General features: G+C 38.0%; 22 protein-coding genes. 19 read left to right on the forward strand and 3 right to left on the reverse strand.

What is annotated here, in order from left to right; all coding sequences use genetic code 11:
* The first annotated feature begins 3 nt into the window (after positions 1-3).
* The 13 genes from aroA (at position 4) to queG (ending at position 12,958) form a co-directional block, all read left to right on the forward strand.
* On the forward strand, positions 4-1,290 hold the full coding sequence (aroA, locus tag IGL49_RS06140; RefSeq protein ID WP_104854827.1) for a 3-phosphoshikimate 1-carboxyvinyltransferase: 1,287 nt from the start codon (positions 4-6) through the stop codon (positions 1,288-1,290).
* Positions 1,291-1,309: 19 nt separating this feature from the next.
* The gene (locus tag IGL49_RS06145) at positions 1,310-1,816 is read left to right on the forward strand and encodes a shikimate kinase (RefSeq protein ID WP_104854828.1); all 507 of its coding nucleotides are present in this window, start codon (positions 1,310-1,312) and stop codon (positions 1,814-1,816) included.
* A 7-nt stretch (positions 1,817-1,823) separates the two neighbouring features.
* Positions 1,824-2,672 carry a prephenate dehydratase gene (gene pheA, locus IGL49_RS06150; protein ID WP_104854829.1) on the forward strand — a complete coding sequence of 283 codons (849 nt, stop codon included), beginning with the start codon at positions 1,824-1,826 and terminating at the stop codon, positions 2,670-2,672.
* A 143-nt stretch (positions 2,673-2,815) separates the two neighbouring features.
* Positions 2,816-3,988, forward strand: a complete 1,173-nt coding sequence (locus tag IGL49_RS06155; RefSeq protein ID WP_104854830.1) for an LCP family protein — start codon at positions 2,816-2,818, stop codon at positions 3,986-3,988.
* Between the two features lie 75 nt (positions 3,989-4,063).
* Complete coding sequence (locus IGL49_RS06160) at positions 4,064-4,912, forward strand: DegV family protein (protein ID WP_438748974.1); 849 nt, start codon at positions 4,064-4,066, stop codon at positions 4,910-4,912.
* Positions 4,913-5,105: 193 nt separating this feature from the next.
* Complete coding sequence (locus tag IGL49_RS06165; RefSeq protein WP_104854831.1) at positions 5,106-5,300, forward strand: hypothetical protein; 195 nt, start codon at positions 5,106-5,108, stop codon at positions 5,298-5,300.
* A gap of 11 nt (positions 5,301-5,311) precedes the next feature.
* A complete protein-coding gene (locus IGL49_RS06170; protein ID WP_104854832.1) occupies positions 5,312-5,788 on the forward strand; it encodes a hypothetical protein in 477 nt (158 codons plus the stop codon).
* A gap of 77 nt (positions 5,789-5,865) precedes the next feature.
* Positions 5,866-6,198 (forward strand): ACP phosphodiesterase, encoded by a 333-nt coding sequence (locus tag IGL49_RS06175; protein WP_104854833.1) that lies wholly within the window; start codon positions 5,866-5,868, stop codon positions 6,196-6,198.
* A 35-nt stretch (positions 6,199-6,233) separates the two neighbouring features.
* Positions 6,234-8,288 carry a cation:proton antiporter gene (locus IGL49_RS06180; RefSeq protein ID WP_104854834.1) on the forward strand — a complete coding sequence of 685 codons (2,055 nt, stop codon included), beginning with the start codon at positions 6,234-6,236 and terminating at the stop codon, positions 8,286-8,288.
* Between the two features lie 110 nt (positions 8,289-8,398).
* Positions 8,399-10,288, forward strand: a complete 1,890-nt coding sequence (locus tag IGL49_RS06185; RefSeq protein ID WP_164982886.1) for an ABC-F family ATP-binding cassette domain-containing protein — start codon at positions 8,399-8,401, stop codon at positions 10,286-10,288.
* 17 nt (positions 10,289-10,305) lie between these two features.
* The gene (locus IGL49_RS06190) at positions 10,306-11,253 is read left to right on the forward strand and encodes a thymidylate synthase (protein ID WP_002357569.1); all 948 of its coding nucleotides are present in this window, start codon (positions 10,306-10,308) and stop codon (positions 11,251-11,253) included.
* 17 nt (positions 11,254-11,270) lie between these two features.
* On the forward strand, positions 11,271-11,765 hold the full coding sequence (gene dfr / locus IGL49_RS06195; RefSeq protein WP_104854836.1) for a trimethoprim-sensitive dihydrofolate reductase: 495 nt from the start codon (positions 11,271-11,273) through the stop codon (positions 11,763-11,765).
* 23 nt (positions 11,766-11,788) lie between these two features.
* Entirely contained in the window at positions 11,789-12,958 is a 1,170-nt protein-coding gene (gene queG / locus IGL49_RS06200) for a tRNA epoxyqueuosine(34) reductase QueG (RefSeq protein ID WP_104854837.1), read from the forward strand.
* A 12-nt stretch (positions 12,959-12,970) separates the two neighbouring features.
* On the opposite strand, the gene lexA is transcribed toward queG, so the two are convergent.
* Positions 12,971-13,591: a transcriptional repressor LexA gene (gene lexA / locus IGL49_RS06205; protein WP_002357566.1), complete on the reverse strand. Its 621-nt coding sequence runs from the start codon at positions 13,589-13,591 to the stop codon at positions 12,971-12,973.
* Between the two features lie 150 nt (positions 13,592-13,741).
* Between lexA and IGL49_RS06210 the strand changes: the two genes are divergently transcribed.
* On the forward strand, positions 13,742-13,984 hold the full coding sequence (locus tag IGL49_RS06210) for a DUF896 family protein (RefSeq protein ID WP_002384502.1): 243 nt from the start codon (positions 13,742-13,744) through the stop codon (positions 13,982-13,984).
* A gap of 71 nt (positions 13,985-14,055) precedes the next feature.
* Positions 14,056-16,050 carry a transketolase gene (tkt, locus tag IGL49_RS06215; RefSeq protein WP_104854838.1) on the forward strand — a complete coding sequence of 665 codons (1,995 nt, stop codon included), beginning with the start codon at positions 14,056-14,058 and terminating at the stop codon, positions 16,048-16,050.
* 50 nt (positions 16,051-16,100) lie between these two features.
* Here tkt and IGL49_RS06220 read toward each other — a convergent pair whose 3' ends face one another.
* Entirely contained in the window at positions 16,101-17,291 is a 1,191-nt protein-coding gene (locus tag IGL49_RS06220; RefSeq protein ID WP_104854839.1) for an MFS transporter, read from the reverse strand.
* Between the two features lie 354 nt (positions 17,292-17,645).
* Between IGL49_RS06220 and IGL49_RS06225 the strand changes: the two genes are divergently transcribed.
* From IGL49_RS06225 to IGL49_RS06240, 4 genes are all read left to right on the forward strand, one after another.
* Positions 17,646-18,506 (forward strand): glucosaminidase domain-containing protein, encoded by an 861-nt coding sequence (locus tag IGL49_RS06225; protein ID WP_002357562.1) that lies wholly within the window; start codon positions 17,646-17,648, stop codon positions 18,504-18,506.
* A 228-nt stretch (positions 18,507-18,734) separates the two neighbouring features.
* Positions 18,735-19,667: a cysteine synthase A gene (cysK, locus tag IGL49_RS06230; RefSeq protein WP_104854840.1), complete on the forward strand. Its 933-nt coding sequence runs from the start codon at positions 18,735-18,737 to the stop codon at positions 19,665-19,667.
* Between the two features lie 138 nt (positions 19,668-19,805).
* Positions 19,806-20,249: a Fur family transcriptional regulator gene (locus IGL49_RS06235; RefSeq protein ID WP_002357560.1), complete on the forward strand. Its 444-nt coding sequence runs from the start codon at positions 19,806-19,808 to the stop codon at positions 20,247-20,249.
* A 297-nt stretch (positions 20,250-20,546) separates the two neighbouring features.
* Positions 20,547-21,887, forward strand: a complete 1,341-nt coding sequence (locus tag IGL49_RS06240) for an NADH oxidase (RefSeq protein WP_002361833.1) — start codon at positions 20,547-20,549, stop codon at positions 21,885-21,887.
* 47 nt (positions 21,888-21,934) lie between these two features.
* Here IGL49_RS06240 and IGL49_RS06245 read toward each other — a convergent pair whose 3' ends face one another.
* Positions 21,935-22,543, reverse strand: a complete 609-nt coding sequence (locus IGL49_RS06245) for an NUDIX hydrolase N-terminal domain-containing protein (RefSeq protein WP_104854841.1) — start codon at positions 22,541-22,543, stop codon at positions 21,935-21,937.
* Between the last annotated feature and the right edge of the window lie 55 nt (positions 22,544-22,598).

Below are 22,598 nucleotides of genomic sequence, written 5' to 3' on the forward strand. Positions count from 1 at the left end.
GTGATGAGGGTGCAACTACGTACAAATGTGAAACATTTACAAGGGACTCTGATGGTTCCTAGCGACAAATCGATTTCCCATAGAAGTATTATGTTTGGAGCGATTTCTTCTGGAAAAACGACGATTACAAATTTTCTAAGAGGCGAAGATTGTTTAAGTACCTTAGCGGCGTTTCGTTCTTTGGGTGTGAACATTGAAGATGACGGGACGACAATCACCGTTGAGGGGCAAGGATTTGCAGGATTAAAAAAGGCGAAGAATACAATTGATGTTGGAAATTCAGGGACAACAATTCGTCTAATGCTAGGCATTTTAGCTGGCTGTCCCTTTGAAACGCGCCTAGCTGGTGATGCGTCTATTGCTAAACGACCGATGAATCGTGTGATGCTTCCTTTAAACCAAATGGGAGCGGAATGTCAAGGGGTTCAGCAAACGGAGTTTCCACCAATTTCTATTCGCGGGACTCAAAACTTGCAACCGATTCACTACACAATGCCTGTTGCGAGTGCTCAAGTTAAATCGGCTATTTTATTCGCCGCTTTGCAAGCCGAGGGCACTTCTGTAGTGGTTGAAAAAGAAAAGACACGTGATCATACAGAAGAGATGATTCGACAATTTGGTGGGACGCTTGAAGTAGACGATAAAAAAATTATGTTAACTGGACCACAACAATTAACAGGTCAAAATGTGGTAGTCCCTGGTGATATCTCTTCTGCGGCTTTCTTTTTAGTTGCGGGTTTATTAGTCCCAGATAGCGAGGTACTCCTGAAAAATGTTGGCTTAAATCAAACGCGGACAGGTATTTTAGATGTGATTAAAAACATGGGTGGTTCCGTCACTATCTTAAATGAAGACGAAGCTAATCACTCTGGCGATTTACTTGTAAAAACGAGTCGTTTAACAGCTACAGAGATTGGTGGCGCTATTATTCCACGTTTAATTGATGAGTTACCGATTATTGCTTTGTTAGCCACTCAGGCTACTGGTACGACAATCATTCGAGATGCAGAAGAATTGAAAGTCAAAGAAACGAATCGGATTGATGCAGTAGCGAAAGAATTAACGACTTTAGGCGCCGACATCACGCCTACAGATGATGGCTTAATTATACACGGACCGACTTCTTTACATGGTGGAAGAGTTACCAGTTATGGGGATCACCGTATCGGGATGATGTTACAAATTGCTGCATTACTTGTAAAAAAAGGCACTGTTGAATTAGATAAGGCTGAAGCAGTTTCAGTTTCTTATCCAACATTTTTTGACGACTTAGAACGTTTAAGTTGTTAATGAAGGAGGGTAACAAACCATGGAAAGCATTGTTTTAATTGGTTTTATGGGTGCTGGTAAAACAACCATTGGCCAAAGCTTGGCCAATAAACTAAAGATGTCTCATCTTGATTTAGATACAGCGTTGATTGAAAAAATAGGGCGCTCAATTCCTGACTATTTCGAAAAATATGGCGAAGCCGCTTTCCGAGAACAGGAAACCCAACTTTTAAAGGAACTGTCAAAAAATGCAGCCGTCCTTTCAACTGGGGGCGGGATTGTTGTCGGACCAGAAAATCGTAGCTTATTAAAATCTTTTCAGCAAGTAATTTATTTACATGCGACACCAGAAGAGCTGTTAAAAAGAATCAAAGAAGATACTGAGAACCAACGGCCCTTAGCTATAGAACGTTCTTCAAAAGAGATTATTACTTTGTTTGAGACTCGTAAGAATTTTTATGAAGAATGTGCGAAAATGACAATTGATACGACCAATCGCTCGCCAGAAGAAATTATCAATGAAATTTTGCAACAATTAAAGGAGTAGAGAAACGATGAAAGTTGGTTATTTAGGTCCGATCGGTTCCTTTACGTACAGTGCAACATTGGCTGCTTTTCCTGAAGCTACGTTGATGTCGTACGCATCGATTCCAGCTTGCTTGAAAGCAATTGAACAGCACGAAGTGGCATGGAGCATTATCCCAATAGAAAACACGATTGAAGGAACCGTTAATGCATCGATTGATTATTTGTATCATCAAGCGCAGTTACCTGTCCAAGCAGAGTTGGTTTTACCAATTCAACAACAACTAATGGTGGCAAAGGAGAATCAATCAATCTGGCAACAAAGTCAGAAAATTTTATCACACCCGCAAGCATTAGCTCAATCACAGATGTTTCTAGCGAAAAACTTTCCAGAAGCGATTTTAGAAGCAACGCCTTCAACAGCTTACGCCGCCAAATACATTGCAGAACATCCAGAATTACCTTTTGCAGCTATTGCACCAAAACTTTCTGCGGAAATGTATGATTTGACCATTGTTGAAAAAAATATACAAGATTTATCGGTAAATCAAACCCGATTTTGGGTTCTTGGTTCTGAAAATTTAGCGATTTCTTTCCCGCTATCTGAAAAAAAAATAACGCTAGCGCTGACGATGCCAAGTAATGTTCCTGGCTCTTTACACAAAGCATTAAGTGTGTTTAGTTGGCGCGGGATTAATCTTAGCAAAATAGAATCGCGGCCGTTGAAAACAAAGCTCGGAGAGTACTTCTTTTTAATGGACTTAGTGAAAGATCAACCAGAAAAACTAATTGAAGCAGCTTTAACAGAATTGCAACTCATTGGCGCAGAAATAAAAATTTTAGGGGATTACCCAATCTATGTTTTGTCCACGCTTTAAAGAGTTAAAAATGAAAATGAAGCTTACTTATTAGATAAAGTGAGTTTCATTTTTTATTAAATTACATATTTGTAATAGGAATTTCCTGTGAAATGAGGTATCCTAAGAAAGGTGATAAAACACAGAGGTAAAGGAGTGACACGATGAGTCGTGTAGATCGTTATAAACATATTCATGAAAAATCGAGATCAGCAGAGCATAAAAAGACCTTTAATCCCCGAAAATCAATGGGTGAACATAGAGAAGAAGAACCGGAAGAACTAGCTGAAAGCCTTCAAGAGCCAGTTTTCGAAGACAGCTATACTGAGGACAGTCGCAGAAGTGAGAGGCGACATCAAACAGATTCAGGTGGTGGCAACGGTTCTGACCAACCCCCTCGTGGAAAAAAAGACAAGAAACCAAAAAAGAAACGTAAAAAATCAAAAACAAAACGCTTTTTCAAATGGCTAGTGATCTTATTAATTCTTTTATTTGCCTATAGTACAGTCATGTTTTTAAAAGGAAAATCTGCAGCAGAACATGATGACTCGTTGCCTCAAGAAAAAGTAGAAACATTTAATGGCGTCAAAAGTAGCAATGGGGCTAAGAATATTTTAATTCTTGGCAGCGATACACGTGGGGAAGATGCTGGACGAGCCGACACAATAATGGTTCTCCAACTAAATGGACCATCAAAAAAACCAAAATTAATTTCATTTATGCGTGATACATTCGTGGACATTCCTGGTGTCGGGCCGAATAAAATTAATGCCGCATACGCTTACGGCGGAGCTGAATTGGTTCGTGAAACGTTAAAACAAAACTTTAATTTAGATACGAAATATTATGCTAAGGTAGATTTCCAATCATTTGAAAAAATTGTTGACTCTATGTTTCCTAAAGGTGTCAAAATCGATGCAGAAAAATCACTGAATTTAGATGGCGTTGATATTGAAAAAGGTCAACAAGTCATGGATGGACACGTCTTACTCCAATACGCTCGTTTTAGAATGGATGAAGAAGGCGACTTTGGACGAGTCCGTCGCCAACAACAAGTTATGTCAGCTGTGATGAGCCAAATGAAAAACCCGATGACTTTATTAAGAACTCCAGAATCACTTGGGAAATTAGTTGGATATATGTCGACAGATGTGCCTGTTAGTTTCATGCTGATGAACGGACCAGCGTTGCTGATTAAAGGAAAAGCAGGGGTTGAGTCATTATCGGTTCCGGTACCAGATTCCTGGAATTTTGGTGAATCCTCTTATGCAGGAAGTATTTTAGAAGTGGATGAACAGAAAAATGCTGACGCCATCGAAAAATTCCTGAACGAATAAGGAAAGCATTTTAAAATATCCTTTTTTATGCTATATTAGAAACAACGTGGAAAATTAGTGAAACGAGGTTACAAAATGAAAATTGCTATTGTGACAGATAGTACAGCTTATTTACCCGAGCGCATTAAAGATCATCCGAATCTTTTTGTAATTCCCATCCCAGTCATTTTAGATGGAAAAATATACAACGAAGGCATTGACATTGAAGCAGATGAATATTATGCATTGCTAAATAATAGTAAAGAATTTCCGACGACTTCACAACCTGCTTTAGGAGAAGTGTTAGAGCTTTACAAATCAATCGCTGAACAAGGGTATGACACCATCATCAGCATTCATCTTTCTTCAGGAATCTCTGGTTTTGTTCATACACTGCACGGACTTACTGATGAAATCCCAGGTGTTGCTTTATATCCATATGACTCAAAAATTACAAGTATGCCAATGGGACACATGGTAGAAGCAGCTTTAGATTTAACAGAAGAAAAAGCTAGCTTAGAAGAAATTTTTGCCAAATTAGATTTAATTCGTGACAATACGTATGCATATCTAATTGTAGAAGATTTGAACAACTTAGTCCGTGGCGGTCGTTTAACGAACGGTGCAGCCTTGATCGCTGGATTATTGAAAATTAAACCTATCTTAACTTTTGAAGATGGAAAGATTGTATTATTTGAAAAAATCCGTTCAACAAAGAAAGCTTTTGCTCGTGCAGAAAAAATTATTGGTGAACGAAATGCAGGGATTGAAGCACCAGTTAAACTGTATGTGATTCATGCCAATAACCGTATCGTCGCTGAAAAAGAACAAGCAAAATTACAAAAGCTCTATCCAAATGCAGAAATTGAAATCGGTCATTTTGGACCGGTTATTGGAACCCATCTAGGGGAAAAAGCAATTGTTTTAGCGATTTCAGCTCAATAATAAAAAATGAGACAAAAGTAAACTACTTCTGTCTCATTTTTTATTCTATTATTTTGTCGTTTGCTGGCGTTACTCAGGCAAACACTTTTTGTTTATAAGAAATTGTAAAATTACTCCTTTTTATTAGAAAATATCTTGCAAATTAAGCAATTCCTTACAAAGTAATGTATACTAAGAAAGAGGAGGCGGTTAAATGAAAAGAAATATAGCCTTGTTGCAAAGCGAAAAAATGAAAAAAGTTCAAGCTTTAGCAAACTACTACCAAGAATCAATTGACTTACCGCCTGGAAAAAAACGTGAGACGGTTATCAGAAAGATTAATGAATCAAAAAAAGAAATTAAAGAAATAAATGATATTTTAACAGATATTCAAAAGAAAAAGAAATAAAGGAGTCGTTTGTGATTATCGATGGGTTTACGTTATTGCTATTTTTATTTGTCGTCGTTATGTATGGTTACTTTTACTTTGTACGTAAAAGTATTGTAATTCCGGCTGCAAAACATCCTACAACGAAATATTTAGTTGCTTTTTTCAGTTTAATAATTATGGCCAATGCATTTTCGGCAGGAGATAAAATTGAAATGATTCGAAGCGTGTTATATATTTTGATTGTCTTCAGTTTTCTTTACGATGCAAGAGGTTTTGCGGAGGATGGTATTATTACGCATCCTTTTGACAATCGGGGCACGGCTTTTAAAGATATCGAAAAGATTGTCCTTGTTCAAAAGCCAAACGGTATTCGTTTAGGATATTTAAAAAAAGGCAGAAGAGGGGTGGTTTTGCGCTTTTCTGCGCCACTAGAAGAAATGGTCCTTTTTCTTTCGACACGGATGAATGAAGAGGCAGAAATTGATATTATTGTTAATGAAGATTAAGTATGTTCAGCTCCTAGAAATCAGCTTTTTTCTCATAAAATTTCCCCAGAATTTCTTTTAAAAAAAAGAAAGCAATTTTGCTTGTACTTTTGGTAAAATTTGTTATAATTAGTCAGATTAAATTTTGGAAGGAAGTTGTTTCGGTGAGTGAAGAATTTGAAAAGTGTGTCGCTGACTTGAAAAAGAAATATCAAGCAATCCCTGAAGAAAAACGACAACACTTTGCAGAACGTATGCAAAAGAAAAATTTCTTACGCTACAAAAAAATTGAATTAATTAAAGGAGATCTTCTTCGTTTAGAAGCACGACGCGCCCAATTGGAGCTTTGTGAACGCAGTTCTGAATTAGAAGAAGTCGAAAAAAAAATTATTCTTAAAAAGAAAAAATTACTTAAATGTTTTGATCGGTAAGTCAATAAAAATTTAATATAGAAGGGAATGATAGGATGGAATTTACCTTTCTAATCATTGTTTTTGCACTGTCTATTACCTTCTCAAACATATTCAACCGGATTGTTCCCGTCATTCCGCTGCCAATTGTGCAAATTATTGTAGGTGTTCTAATTGGTTTAACTAAAATGGGACAAGAAATTGAATTTGAGCCTGAAGTGTTTTTAGTAATGATTATCGCACCGCTTTTATTTAGAGAAGGGGAGCTAATCAATCTGAAAGCAATGATGAAAAACTTCGGGATGATTCTTTTCTTGGCCTTTTTTGGTGTGTTAATTACCCTAGTCGGAGTCGGCTGGACACTGCATATGATTTTGCCTGCCTTACCATTAGCCGCCTGTTTCGCTTTTGGGGCGGCTTTAGGGCCAACGGATGCAGTTGCGGTAGGTTCATTATCAGGTCGAATTGACATCCCTGAACGTTCAATGAACATTTTGTCTGGTGAAGGGCTCATCAATGATGCGTCAGGCGTTACAGCCTTTCAATTTGCGTTAGCTGCTTTATTAACGGGTTCATTTTCGCCGGTGGAAGCGGCAGGGACCTTGATTATTTCCAGCATTGGTGGAGCAGTGGTCGGAATTGTTTTAGTTTTATTAAAACAACAAATTGTTCATTTACTTGAAACTGCAGTGGCAAAAGATGTCACTGGCTACTTGTTGATTGAATTGCTTTTACCATTTATTGCTTATTTAATTTCAGAATTGGTCGGCGTTTCTGGAATTATTGCCGCTGTGATTGCTGGAATTATGCAAGCTTCTAGTTTGAAAAAAGTTTCGCTTTTTGAAGCAGAGCTGTCAAATGTTGGCGAAAGTATTTGGAGTATGATTGAGTTCACTTTAAATGCCTTAGTTTTCTTATTCTTAGGAATTGAACTTTCGCAAGTATTTTCGCCAATTTGGATTGACCAACAATATTCAAACTGGTTCTTACTAATGGTTGTTTTAATTATTAGTGGGGTTGTCTTTTTAATTCGTTTCTTAGCTATTTTCAGTGTTTACATGCTTCAACATGGCTTCAAAAAAGTTAAAACTGCAATGAATGAAATGTTGATTTTAACTTTTGGCGGTGTTAAGGGGACAGTGAGTTTAGCCACCATCTTTATTTTGCCAACGGCGATTAACGGCGAGCATTTTAAAGAACGACCGTTATTACTATTTATTACAGCTTGTGTTATTTTGGTAACTCTGATTGGTGGTATTCTAGTTTTACCATTTTTAACAGATTCAGAGACGGAAGTGGCAAATGAAGAGTCAGTCGAAATTGATTTATTACGTGATGTCATTGACGTTTTAAAACAGCAAAATGAAGAGAATCCTCGTGGTGAAATGAATGCGGTCATTGAAAATTACCAAGATCGTTTAAAAGAATTGTATACCGAGCAGTTAAGTGCGGAACGAAAACAAGAAGTGCAAGAGTTGCGGACGTTAATTGTGTCAATTGAACGAGATGGCTTAGAAGAAAGTTTGAAACAAGGAGAAATTAGTGTCAGAAGTTATCGTATGTATCAACGCTTAATTACACGGATGCAACGGTCGATTGCCAAACAATTATTATCGATTGTAGGCTTTTGGTTACTATTTGCTCGACAAATCATTTCGATTCTTTTACATCCTAAGTTATTTTTCAATCGTGATGAAGCTTCTGAAGAAGAAAAAGAATTACGAAACGAAGAATTAGAAAATATTCGCCAAGTTTTTCTAAGAAATTCTCAAGTTATTCTAAAAAGTTTAGATAATTTACGCGGTGTTTACGATGATGATTTAATTGACTTCTTTATTGACGGACGCTTGGATTTAGCCCATAAGTTTGAAAAAGGCGAATTTATTGATTCGTATATTGTTCATACGGAGACAGACTATGTTAAAGACCTATTATTAGGCTTCCAAGAAGAGCGACGAATGATTGATCATTACGAACAATCTGAACGCATTTCAATTATCGAAGCGAACGAGTTACGAAAAAATGTCAATTTATTAGAGAGTTATTCGATTAGTGGCGAAGTGAATAACGTTCCGCTGAAACGATTTGTTAAAAATTTTAATAAAGAATAAGTAATAGTGTATGAGATGAAACCAAGACGATTTTTATCTCATGCACTTTTTTTACGATCCAATTTTTGATACAATAAGCAAGACCAAAATAGAAGGAGTTGGTAGTGTCGGTGAAAGAATTAAAAGTAACAGATTTAACCAAAACATATGGGGAAAAAACACTATTTGATCATCTTTCTTTTTTGATTCATGAAAAAGATCGCATTGGTTTAATTGGGATTAACGGCACAGGGAAAACCAGTTTATTAAATATTATTGCTGGTGTAGATAGTGGCGATGGTGATCTTGCTGCGATTCAGCAGCCAAGTGATTATCAAATCGGGTATCTTTCCCAGAATCAAACATTTGACGAGAATATTACGATTGCAGAAGCCGTGTTTCAGGGGGACAGCCCGATCATAAAAGCGGTTAAAAATTATGAATTAGCGTTAGCTGCTTTAAGTGAGAATGGCTTAGACGAAGGGGTTCAAAAACGTTACACGCAAGCAGAAGAAGCCATGAATAAACAAGATGCTTGGACAGCAGATACCAATGCAAAAATTATTCTACAAAAATTAGGCATTCCCACATTGGAGAAGAAAATAAGTGAGCTTTCTGGTGGGCAGTTAAAACGAGTAAGTTTGGCGCAAGTCTTAATTGAAGCGCCTGATTTACTGCTATTAGACGAACCAACGAACCATCTGGATTATGAAACGATTGAATGGCTGGAAAACTTTTTAAATAACTATCGTGGCGCGGTTTTAATGGTGACCCATGACCGCTACTTTTTAGATCGAGTAACCAATCGGATTTTCGAACTTTCTTTTGGAAAACTGTATGAATACAAAGGAAACTATGAAACGTATGTGATGGAAAAAGCCGAACGTGAACGTGTCGCTGTAGAACAAGAAGAAAAAAGAAAACGCCTCTTCAAACAAGAACTAGCCTGGATGCGAGCGGGCGTTCAAGCACGAGGAACGAAACAGCAAGCAAGAATTGATCGGTTTCAGGATTTAAAAGAAAACTTGCATCAGGTACAAACCAATGGCACCTTAGAAGCAGACTTTGCCACGCAGCGTTTAGGGAAAAAAGTTCTGGAAATCAAGGAAGGAAATTATGCCATTGATCATAAACAGCTTTTGAAAGACTTTAATTTACTCATTCAAGCAAACGATCGAATTGGCATTACTGGTAAAAACGGTGCAGGCAAATCCACGTTATTAAATATTTTAGCTGGCCGCATTCCTTTAGAGAGTGGCCTATATAGTATCGGTGAAACCGTCCGAATTGGCTATTATACCCAGCAAAACGAAGAAATGGATCCTAATCAACGGATGATTGCTTATTTGCAAGAAGCAGCAGAAGAAGTGAAACGCAGTGATGGAAGCAGCGTTGGGGTCGCTGAAATGTTAGAGCGCTTTTTATTTCCTCGTTTTATGCACGGGACACTGATTGGCAAACTGTCTGGTGGAGAAAAACGCCGGTTATATCTCTTAAAATTATTAATTAGTCAGCCTAACGTGTTATTATTGGATGAGCCAACCAACGATTTGGACATTGATACATTGACTATTTTAGAAGATTATATTCAAACGTTCAAAGGAGCGGTAATTGCAGTTTCTCATGATCGTTATTTCTTGGATAAAACAATGGATAAATTGTTAGTTTTTCAAGGAAATGGTCAGATTCTATCATTTTATGGCACGATGAGTGAATATTTGGCGAACCAAAAAGAACAAGAAAAGGTCAAAGAAAAACCGGTCAATAAACCAGTAAAAGAAGTATCGACAGAAAAGAAAGAAAAAACAAAGCTGACTTATATGGAACAAAAAGAGTGGGCAACAATTGAAGAAGATATCACACAATTAGAAACGAAATTAGAAACATTAACTGAAGAAATGAATCATCAGGGTGACGATTTTGTTCGTTTACAAGAACTACAAGAAGCGGTAACTGTAACGGAACAATTGCTAGAAGAAAAAATGAATCGTTGGGAATACTTGAGTGAATACGCGGATTAAGAGATGGAGGGAATAAGATGGAAGAAGCATACTTAGCGCTAGGAAAAAAGATTTTAGAAGAAGGTCATTTTAAAGAAGACCGTACAGGAACTGGGACGTATAGTTTATTTGGCTATCAAATGCGTTTTGATTTGGCCAAAGGATTTCCCTTACTAACAACCAAACGAGTACCGTTTGGCTTGATTAAAAGTGAGTTATTGTGGTTTTTAAAAGGCGACACGAATATTCGTTATTTGTTAGAGCGAAATAATCATATTTGGGATGAATGGGCGTTCGAACGTTACGTAAAAAGCGCAGATTATCAAGGACCAGACATGACGGATTTTGGGCATCGTGTCTTACAAGATCCAGCATTTGCAGAACAATACAAAGAAGAACATCAAAAATTCTGTGACGCCATTTTAAATGATGCAGAGTTTGCAGAAAAATATGGTGAATTAGGGAATATTTATGGTGCGCAATGGCGTCACTGGGAAACCAAAGATGGTAGCTTTATTGATCAATTAGCTAATGTGATTGAAATGATTAAAACCAATCCTGATTCTCGCCGTTTAATTGTTTCCGCTTGGAATCCAGAAGATGTGCCTTCAATGGCGTTGCCGCCTTGTCACACTATGTTTCAATTTTATGTAAATGAAGGAAAATTAAGCTGTCAACTTTATCAGCGCAGTGCCGATGTTTTTTTAGGTGTTCCTTTTAACATTGCAAGCTATGCTTTATTGACACATCTGATTGCGCATGAAACAGGTTTAGAAGTGGGGGAGTTTGTACACACGCTAGGAGATGCCCACTTATATCAAAATCATGTGGAACAAATGCAAGAACAATTATCACGAGAAGTTCGTTCTTTCCCAACGCTCGTTTTGAATCCAGACAAGGCTTCTGTTTTTGATTTTGATATGGAAGATATTAAAGTAGAAGGCTATGACCCACATCCAACGATTAAAGCGCCGATTGCCGTATAAAAAAGGAGAGAGAAGCTATGTTAGCAGCTATTTGGGCCCAAGATGAACAAGGAGTGATTGGGAAAGAAGGCAAATTGCCTTGGTATTTACCCAACGACTTGAAATTTTTCAAGGAAAAAACAATTCATAATACATTGGTTTTAGGACGTGCTACCTTCGAAGGCATGGGATGCCGTCCGTTACCAAATCGAACAACGATTGTTCTTACCAGCAATCCAGATTACCAAGCTGAAGGCGTTTTGGTTATGCATTCCGTAGAGGAAATTCTTGCATATGCTGACAACTATGAAGGCGTGACCGTTATTGGTGGAGGTTCTGTCGTTTTTAAAGAACTGATTCCCGCATGCGATGTCTTATATCGGACGATGATTCATGAAACGTTTGAAGGCGACACCTTCTTTCCAGAAATTGACTGGTCTGTTTGGGAAAAAGTTGCCACTGTTCCCGGCGTCGTGGACGAGAAAAATCTCTATGCACATGACTATGAAACGTATCATCGAAACGATAAATAATAAAATGAAGGGAGGCATGAGCAATGCCGACATTGAAAGAAAAAATTATTCAAGAGAGTCAACGTTTAGGCATCGATAAAATCGGCTTTACTCATGCTGAACCATTTATTGAATTAGAAGATTCTCTGCACGAACAACGAGAGCGAGGATATAATTCGGGCTTTGAACATCAAAATGTGGAAGAACGAATCTACCCAGAAAAAACATTTGAGCATCCTAAAAGTATTATCTCCATTGCTTTAGCTTATCCCACCAAAGCTCAGGAAAAAATGCCTAGAGATGAAAAGCGTGGACAGTTTGCGCGAGCTTCTTGGGGGATTGATTATCATCATATTTTACAGGATCGGTTACAAAAATTAATTGCTTTTATTGAAGAGCAAGCTGCCACTGAAGCAGAAAAAGAACACTGGCGCTTTCGACCGCAAGTGGATACTGGCGAATATGTTGACACCGCTGTTGCTCAGCGGGCGGGTTTAGGATTCATTGGTAAAAATGGTCTACTGATTACCGAAGAATTTGGTTCCTTTGTATATTTAGGTGAGGTGACCACCAATATTCAATTTGAACCAGATGAACCTGTGCCAAATGGTTGTGGTGATTGTACTCGTTGTATCATAGGATGTCCTACAGGAGCATTGTTAGGGGACGGTCGAATGAATGCTCAAAAGTGTTTGTCTTATCAAACGCAAACAAAAGGCATGATGCCTGAAGAGTATCGGAAAAAAATGCGTAACGTCATTTATGGTTGCGACATTTGTCAGCTCGTTTGCCCCTACAATAAAGGAAAAGATTTTCATTTTCATGAAGAGATGGAACCAAAGATTGAGGAAGTTTATCCCAAATTAACACCGTTATTAACTATTTCCAATAAAGAGTTTAAACAGCAATTCGGACATTTAGCAGGCTCTTGGCGTGGTAAAAAGCCGTTGCAACGGAATGCGTTAATTGCGTTAGCAAATTTGGGTGGCCGTGAAGCCATCCCACAAATTATTCTCTGTTTAAATGATCAGCGCCCCGTCATTCGCGGAACAGCTGCTTGGTCGTTAGGTCAGCTCGCAAAAAGAGAACCTGAGCAAAGTTTAGAAGCCTTAAATTATCTACTTTCTGTAGAAACTGAAGAAGAGGTTATCGAGGAAGCCCACAAGGCTATTCACTTGTTAACAAGCAAAAAAGGAAGCCGCTCAACAGAGTGACTTCCTTTTTTATTAAATGTGATTGCGATATAAACCAACAACTTTACCTAAAATTGTGACGTTATCTAAAAGAATAGGCGCTAAGGCATCATTTTCAGGTTGCAAGCGGATATGATCTACTTCTCGGAAGAATCGTTTACAGGTTGCTTCATCTTCATCGGTCATTGCGATTACGATGTCGCCATTATTGGCGTTCGATTGCTTCCGAACAATCACTTGGTCGCCATCCAGAATACCTGCGTTAATCATACTTTCTCCTCGAATCGTCAACATAAATAAAGCATTTTCTTCTGTACGTAAATCAGGAGGTAACGGGAAGAAATCTGATGCTTCTTCCACCGCTAAAATTGGTTCACCAGCAGTTACGACACCTAACATCGGAATAGTTGTCGGTTGAATCCCGATCTTTTCCAAGCCTTCTGGTGTTAATTCGATTGCTCGCGGTTTTGTTGGGTCACGTAAGATTAGACCCTTTTTTTCAAGACGAGCTAAATGTCCGTGAACGGTAGAAGTTGAGGATAAATCAACAGCCTTCCCAATTTCGCGAACGGTTGGCGGATAGCCCTTTAATTCGACTTGTTCGTATATATATTTAAGTACTTCTAATTGTCTTGTTTCTGTACGTTTCGCCAAAACCCGCACCTTCTTTCAATTGATAAAATTAGTGTACCATAAAATGCGAACGAAATCAAACAAGCGTTCGTGTTTTATAAATATCAGAATATAGTTGTTTTTTTAAGGGAGTTCTTATAATATAGACAGTGAGAGTAAGGAGGGATTTTGATGTTATCGAAAGAAAAAATTGCCCGTATAAATGAATTAGCGAATAAAGCAAAAGTGGAAGAACTTAGTGCAAAAGAAAAAGTCGAACAACAAGAATTACGTAAAGAGTATTTAGAGGCATTTCGTGGAGGGATGCGTCACCATATTGAAGGAATGAAGGTCGTGGATCAAGAAGGGACCGATGTGACTCCTGAAAAACTAAAACAAATTCAACGTGAAAAAGGACTTCACAACAGAAAGTAATTGCTTTCATTGTCGAAATAAGCTACACTATGAATAAAGGTAAAAAAAACCTAAATTAGGAGATGATTTTTTTGTTTGACAAGACAGATCAATTGGGCGTTAATACAATCCGGACATTAAGTATTGAAGCCGTACAAAAAGCGAACTCAGGACATCCTGGTTTACCAATGGGTGCTGCCCCAATGGCGTATGCACTTTGGACAAAACATTTAAAGGTGAATCCAACAACTTCTAGAAACTGGGTTGATCGTGATCGTTTTGTACTTTCAGCAGGCCACGGTTCTGCGATGTTGTACAGCTTATTACATCTATCAGGATACAACGTAACAATTGACGATTTGAAAAATTTCCGTCAATGGGATAGTAAAACACCAGGGCATCCAGAAGTGCACCACACAGATGGTGTTGAAGCAACAACGGGACCTTTAGGACAAGGGATTGCTATGGCTGTTGGTATGGCAATGGCTGAAGCACATTTAGCTGCAACTTATAATCGTGATAGTTTCCCTGTTATGGATCATTATACGTACGCAATTTGTGGTGACGGCGATTTAATGGAAGGTGTTTCTCAAGAAGCAAGTTCAATGGCTGGTCATATGAAATTAGGAAAATTAATTGTCTTGTACGATTCAAATGACATCTCATTAGATGGACCAACTTCTAAAGCCTTTACTGAAAATGTTGGTGCTCGTTATGAAGCATACGGATGGCAACATATTTTAGTTAAAGATGGCAATGATTTAGATGAAATTGAGGCTGCGATTGAAGCGGCCAAAGCTGAAACAGATAAACCAACATTGATTGAAGTTAAAACAGTCATTGGTTACGGGGCACCAAAAGAAGGAACTTCTTCCGTTCACGGCGCGCCAATTGGTGAAGAGGGCATTACAGCGGCTAAAGCTGTTTATGGTTGGGAATATCCTGACTTTACTGTGCCAGAGGAAGTCGCTGCTCGTTTTAAAGAAACGATGATTGACGAAGGCCAAAAAGCAGAAGACGCTTGGAATGAGATGTTTAAGAACTATGAACATGCGCACCCAGAATTAGCCAAACAATTTAAAGAAGCTTTTGCTAACCAATTACCTGAAGGTTGGGAACAAGAATTACCTAAATATGAACTAGGAACAAGTGCTGCAAGTCGTGTAACAAGTAAAGAAACGATTCAAGCTATTTCAAAAGTTGTTCCAAGTTTCTGGGGCGGTTCTGCCGATTTATCTGCTTCAAATAATACAATGGTTGCTGCAGAAAAAGATTTCGAACCTGGTCAATATGAAGGCCGTAATATTTGGTTTGGTGTTCGCGAATTTGCAATGGCGGCAGCAATGAACGGGATTCAATTACACGGCGGTAGCCATGTTTATGGAGGAACATTCTTTGTCTTTACTGACTACTTACGTCCAGCAATCCGTTTAGCCGCTTTACAAAAAGTTCCTGTAACTTACGTCTTAACGCATGACTCTGTTGCGGTGGGCGAAGATGGGCCAACACACGAACCAATCGAGCAATTGGCAAGTGTTCGTTGCATTCCAAATGTTCATGTGATTCGTCCAGCAGACGGCAATGAAACTGTTGCTGCTTGGAAAATTGCTATGACTTCTACGGAAACACCAACTATTTTAGTTTTAAGTCGTCAAAACTTACCTGTTTTAGAAGGAACGTTAGAACACGCTTCTGATTCTGTTCAAAAAGGTGCTTATGTATTGTCACCACAAAAAGGTGAACAACCAGCAGGGATTTTAATTGCGACTGGTTCTGAAGTAAATCTAGCAGTGGAAGCACAAGCTAAATTAGCGGAAGAAGGCATCGATGTATCTGTCGTGTCAATGCCAAGTTTTGATTTGTTTGAAAAACAATCTGCTGAATATAAAGAAAGTGTGTTACCTAAAGCTGTGACAAAACGTGTGGCGATTGAAGCTGCAGCAAGTTTTGGTTGGGAGCGCTATGTAGGGACGGAAGGTAAAACAATTACAATTGATCACTTCGGCGCTTCTGCACCTGGCGGTCTAGTTCTTGAAAAATTCGGCTTTACTCCTGAAAATGTGGTTAATACCTATAAATCACTATAAATAAACAATAAAAAACCTGAATGCTTTTGATCGCATTCAGGTTTTTTACTTCATTTCTTTTTGGGAGTGAAGAGTATAAAATGAAAAAATAATGCGAACAATTGGAACCCAATACCAGTTAAAGTAACACCGGACCAACCATAGTTTTGCCACATTAATGTACCAATCAATGAACCTAGTGAACCGCCGATGAAATAGAAAAACATAAAGACTGTATTGTTACGATTGCTGGCTTCTTCTCCCAAATTTTGCACGCGTGTTTGATTGGCTACTTGTCCGAATTGAGTACCGATATCTAAAACAATAATTGCTAAGATTAGCAAAACCACGTGTGTTCCACCTAGAAAAAGTAAGATAAAACTACCGAACTGCATCAGCAGGCCAATCAAAACAATCTTACGTTCTGGATAATAATCGGATAGACGACCAATGATGGGTGCTACGAAAGCCCCCGATAAACCAAAAATTGCTAAAATACCGACTTCTTTCGGTCCCCAATAATAAGCTGGACTACTAACAAAGAAAATTAACGTAGACCAAAAAATTGAAAAGGTTGCAAACATAAAAAAGCCATTGACAGTTGCTTCTCTTAACAAAGGTTGCGATTTGATTAGCATAGGAAGACTTTTCAAAGAACCTAAATAAGTTAATCGATTTGAAGTTTTAGTATGTATCGCTGTTTTGGGCAATTTTATTTGGAGTAGAACGACCAATGCTAACACGAAGACTACGGCGATTAGGTAGACTGTTCGCCAAGAAGCTGCACTAGCAATGAAACCCGAGATCGTTCGAGACAATAAAATCCCTGTCAATAGTCCGCCCAGCATTCGACCCGTTACTTTACCACGGTTCGCTGGTCCCGCCATGACCGCAGCATAAGGAATAATAATTTGGGCGACAATAGAGAGCAACCCAATAAAAAAAGAAGAGAGTGCGAAAAGGAGAAAACTTGGTGCAAAAAACGCAGCACTTAGAGACAGCGAGGAGAGCACAGCTACGCGAATGATTAATTTGCGGCGATCAACGACATCGCCTAATGGAACCAGAAAAAGTAATCCTAGCGCATACCCTAATTGAGTCAGCATAGTAACAAAACCAATAGAACCAATACTGACTTGAAAGGCCTGAGCAATTTGGGTGCCGATTGGTTGAATATAATACATATTGGCGACCACGATCCCGCAAGTTAACGCTAATAAAAACGTCACTTGATTTGTTAAACCCGATTGTTGTTTCTTCATCTAACCACCTACATTTCTATGTAATTCATTTTGTAATACAAAAACTACACAGTAATAGTTGTTTTGACTACAAAAGCAGACTTCTCTTATAAAGTTTGTTCAAAAAGTGACAAGTCCATTAAAAAGTTTATCACAATAAATAAAGAAAAGTAAGAGGATAAATAACAAAAATCTCATCAAAGCGAAAAGAAGAAGTGGTTGTTTTCACAAGTATAGAGAGGGTTAATTAAATACAAACAAGATTTCAATTACATTACAGAAATTTTAAAACTCAAAATTTAATACGTTTATTTCTTGTTTCAATAGGAAATTAACGGTAAAATAGAAAAGTGAGATAGTGAGGAGGAAAAATGAATGAGCGAACAGTTAACAAGAAGTAGTAAACATATTCAAAAAGCTCTTAAAAAGCAAAAAGCTTATAAACGTGCTACCGCCGTTGCGGGGACTTCAATGATTTTAGCACCTGTGGTTGGTGCTGCGGTACCTGCCCAAGCAGAATCAAGCCAGCAAGCATTTATTAATGAAATCGGAAATTCAGCAGCAGCCGTTGCCAATAGCAATGATATGTATGCTTCCGTCATGATTGCTCAAGCGTTGCTAGAAAGTAGTTATGGTAGTTCTGGGTTAGCATCTGCACCAAACTATAACTTGTTTGGTGTCAAAGGAAGTTATAATGGACAATCTGTTTATATGCCAACAAAAGAATATTTAGACGGACAATGGGTGACCGTCACAGCAGCATTTAGAAGTTATAATTCTTATGCGGAATCGTTCCAAGATCATGCCAATGTTATTCGTTCCACTGCTTTTGGGGATACATACCATTATTCAGGCGTTTGGAAGAGTAATACTAGCAGTTATCGCGATGCAACAGCCGCTTTAGCTGGAAGTTATGCCACTGATCCAGGCTATGCCGAAAAATTGAATTGGTTAATTGAAGCATATAATTTAACGCAATATGATTGGGGAGCACCAGTCGCTCAAACCACTAGTTATTCAGATACAACGGGAACCGTTGATACAACAATCGATACAGCGGCTTCTGCAACAGCAACAGCAGAAACTGTAGCTAGTCAAAGTTACACTGTCGCAAACGGCGACACATTGTGGGACATTGCTGCACGTTTTGGAACGACAGTTGATAATTTAATGTCACTAAATGGATTAACATTGGATTCTGTTTTATCGGTGGGTCAAACCATCCAAATCGGTTAATTTTGCAATTATTTAGTTGAAGAAAGACCTTACAAAAGCAGTAGTTTTTGTAAGGTCTTTTATCGTGAAAATAGGTAGGGCCAGCAGCAATTATTTGATGAGTATAATCCGTTTTTTTATTTAATTTTTCACAAACTAAAATTCGTTTTTCTGGTAGAAATCGTTTTTTTGAGCTATGCTTAGAGAAAGAATTATTATATTGTTTGTAAAATTGGAGGATGTAGGATTATGACTAAAGGTTATGTAAAATCAGTAACAGAGTTAATTGGTCAAAGCCCAGTTGTGAAATTAAAACGGATGGTACCAGAAGGAGCTGCAGATGTTTTTGTTAAACTAGAGTTCTTTAATCCTGGTGGCAGTGTGAAAGATCGAATTGCTTTAAGCATGATCCAACAAGCTGAAGCAGATGGTCGCCTAAAACCTGGACAAACGATTATTGAGCCGACTAGTGGTAATACAGGCATTGGGTTAGCAATGGTAGGTGCTGCGTTGGGATATCCAGTTAAGATTGTGATGCCAGATACTATGAGTATTGAACGCCGCAAATTAATGCAAGCATATGGGGCTGATTTATTATTAACCCCTGGTGCCGAAGGAATGAAAGGGGCAATTGCAAAAGCCACAGCATTAGCAAAAGAACACGGATACTTCATGCCTTTGCAATTTAATAATCCAGCTAATCCAATGGTCCATGAACAAAAAACAGGAAAAGAAATTGTTGATGTCTTTGGTAAACGTGGCTTAGATGCGTTTGTTTCTGGTGTTGGCACTGGAGGAACCGTTACAGGAGTTGGCCATGAATTGAAACGGATTTTTCCAGACATTGAAATTGTTGCAGTAGAACCAACTGAGTCGCCCGTTTTAGAAGGTGGCGAACCAGGTCCACATAAAATCCAAGGAATAGGCGCTGGTTTTGTCCCAGACGTTTTAGACACCACCGTTTATCAAAAAGTTGCCGCTGTTTCTAGTGAAGACGCGTTAGAAACTGCTCGTTTAATGGGGCCAAAAGAAGGCATCCTTGTGGGGATTTCAGCAGGGGCAGCAATTAAAGCTGCTATTGATCTCGCAGTCGAATTAGGCGCAGGAAAACGTGTCCTAGCGCTAGTTCCAGATAACGGTGAACGTTATCTTTCGACAGCTCTTTATGAATTTTCAGAATAAAAAACATGGAAAAAGACGAGCATTTCTCTTGGTTTAGTAAAATGCTCGTTTTTTCCACGAGAATCCTACAATAATTCTTGTCAATCGTAATAAGAAATAGTATTATTTAAGAAAGATAGACAGGGGAGGGATACAAAGATGGACAACGTATTGGTTAAAAATGCACTTGCTGAATTAAAAGAAGCCAATATCCGAATTACTCCGCAACGTTATGCTATCTTGGAATATTTAATCGAAAATCATACACACCCAACAGCTGATGAAATTTATCGCGCATTAGAAGATCATTTTCCAAATATGAGTGTAGCAACGGTTTACAACAATCTACGTTTATTTACTGAAATCGGTTTCGTTCAAGAAATGAGTTATGGCGATGCATCTAGTCGTTTTGATTTTAGTTCGAAGAAACATTATCACGTGATTTGTCAAAAATGTGGTAAAATCGTTGATTTTCATTATCCAGGGTTAGAGGACGTTGAAATGGCCGCTAGTAAATTAACAGGCTTCGAAATTAATGAACATCGTTTAGAATTATATGGATTATGTCCAGACTGCCAACAAGCACAACAGGAGAATGTGTAAAAAATTACATACTGTTAAAAATTTATCAAAAGATAAGTCACTTGTCTAGGCAAATTTCACAAGCGTAAGAGTTTTCACTCTTATGCTTGTTTTTTTGTATGGTTATTGACTTTTAAATTCTTAAAAACAAAAAATTAACTAGCTATTATTAAGAATTAGTAATGGTTTGTGAATTTTTTTATATGTAATTCACAAGCATAGAACTCGAATAAGCTTGATTCCTCTGATATATTTTAAACAGACAGAGGGAGACGTCACCTCTGCAAAACAAAGATTGTGAAAGAAGGGATTTACAACATGAAAGTCGTAGTCGTAGGATGTACCCATGCTGGAACTTCAGCAGTTAAAAGTATTTTAGCAAATCACCCGGAGGCCGAAGTCACTGTATATGAAAGAAATGACAATATTTCTTTCCTATCTTGCGGAATCGCCTTGTACGTTGGAGGCGTAGTTAAAAATGCTGCTGATTTATTTTATTCAAATCCAGAAGAACTGGCTTCTTTAGGAGCAACAGTGAAGATGGAACACAATGTTGAAGAAATCAACGTGGACGACAAAACTGTTACAGCGAAAAACTTACAAACGGGTGCAACAGAGACCGTTTCTTATGATAAATTAGTGATGACAACTGGTTCTTGGCCAATTATTCCACCAATTCCAGGAATTGATGCTGAAAATATTTTATTATGTAAGAACTATTCACAAGCCAACGTGATTATCGAAAAAGCGAAAGATGCCAAACGTGTCGTTGTCGTTGGAGGCGGTTATATTGGTATTGAATTAGTAGAAGCTTTTGTAGAATCAGGGAAACAAGTCACTTTAGTTGACGGATTAGACCGCATTTTAAATAAATATTTAGATAAGCCATTCACAGATGTTTTAGAAAAAGAATTAGTTGATCGTGGTGTTAATTTAGCTTTAGGTGAAAATGTCCAACAATTCGTAGCGGATGAGCAAGGCAAAGTGGCAAAAGTTATTACACCAAGTCAAGAATTTGAAGCAGACATGGTGATTATGTGTGTTGGTTTCCGTCCAAATACAGAATTATTAAAAGATAAAGTTGACATGTTACCAAATGGTGCAATTGAAGTCAATGAGTATATGCAAACAAGCAATCCTGATATTTTTGCTGCGGGTGATAGTGCAGTTGTTCACTACAACCCAAGTCAAACAAAAAATTATATCCCGTTAGCAACGAATGCTGTCCGTCAAGGTATGCTAGTAGGTCGTAATTTGACTGAACAAAAATTGGCTTATCGTGGCACACAAGGAACTTCTGGTTTATATTTATTCGGTTGGAAAATTGGTTCCACAGGTGTGACAAAAGAAAGTGCCAAATTAAACGGACTGGATGTCGAAGCGACTGTTTTCGAAGATAACTATCGTCCAGAGTTTATGCCAACAACTGAAAAAGTTCTGATGGAATTAGTCTATGAAAAAGGAACACAACGCATTGTTGGTGGTCAATTGATGTCTAAATATGATATCACACAATCTGCCAATACTTTATCATTAGCGGTCCAAAATAAAATGACTGTCGAAGATTTAGCGATTTCTGATTTCTTCTTCCAACCTCATTTTGATCGCCCATGGAACTACTTAAACTTATTAGCCCAAGCTGCTTTAGAAAATATGTAATTAATAAGAGAAAAAGGATGAAGAACCTCCGTTCTTCATCCTTTTTGTTAGTCACTAAGCGCTCCAGTTGTTTGGTTCATTAATGCCATTAATTGCTCTTTCGTTGTTCGTTTGACAGAAAGAGGAGGGAGATTATCTAAAGAAAAATAAGCGCAATTCGAGGTTTCAACGTTTTTTTCAAAGGGATGATTTTCTAAAATCTCACAAGAAAAGATCATTTTATAGTACTGAAATAGTTGAGGAATGTCTTTTCGTTTATCTGTATCATAAACAGCAAGCAATTCTTTTGCTGTAACAACTAAGCCAGTTTCTTCCAATACTTCTTTTTCAATATTTTCTTTAGGGGAGCAGCCAATTTCGGCATAGCCACCAGGTAATGACCATTCTTTGGTCCGTAAATCTTCAACTAATAAAAAACGATTCTCTTTTTTTATCAAACCACGCACATCTACTTTCGGTGTTGGATAACCTTCCTCTTTAGTTAAGATTTTTTCTAAGTCGGACAAAACAGTCGCTTCGGGTCCGGTTGCGCTAATAAGTTGTAACGTAAGTTCTCGTAGTTCTTGGTAACGTTCTTGATCAAAAGCATCTTTCCCGTAAAAAAGACCTGCATCCGCCAATGCTAGCAACCGCTTGTAGGTGTTCAAATAATCCATATACGCACGCTCCTCATAGACTTAATACGTTTAGTTTAACAGAAAAAAATAAAGG

The organism is Enterococcus sp. DIV1337a (assembly GCF_051712285.1).
GTDB lineage: Bacteria > Bacillota > Bacilli > Lactobacillales > Enterococcaceae > Enterococcus > Enterococcus faecalis.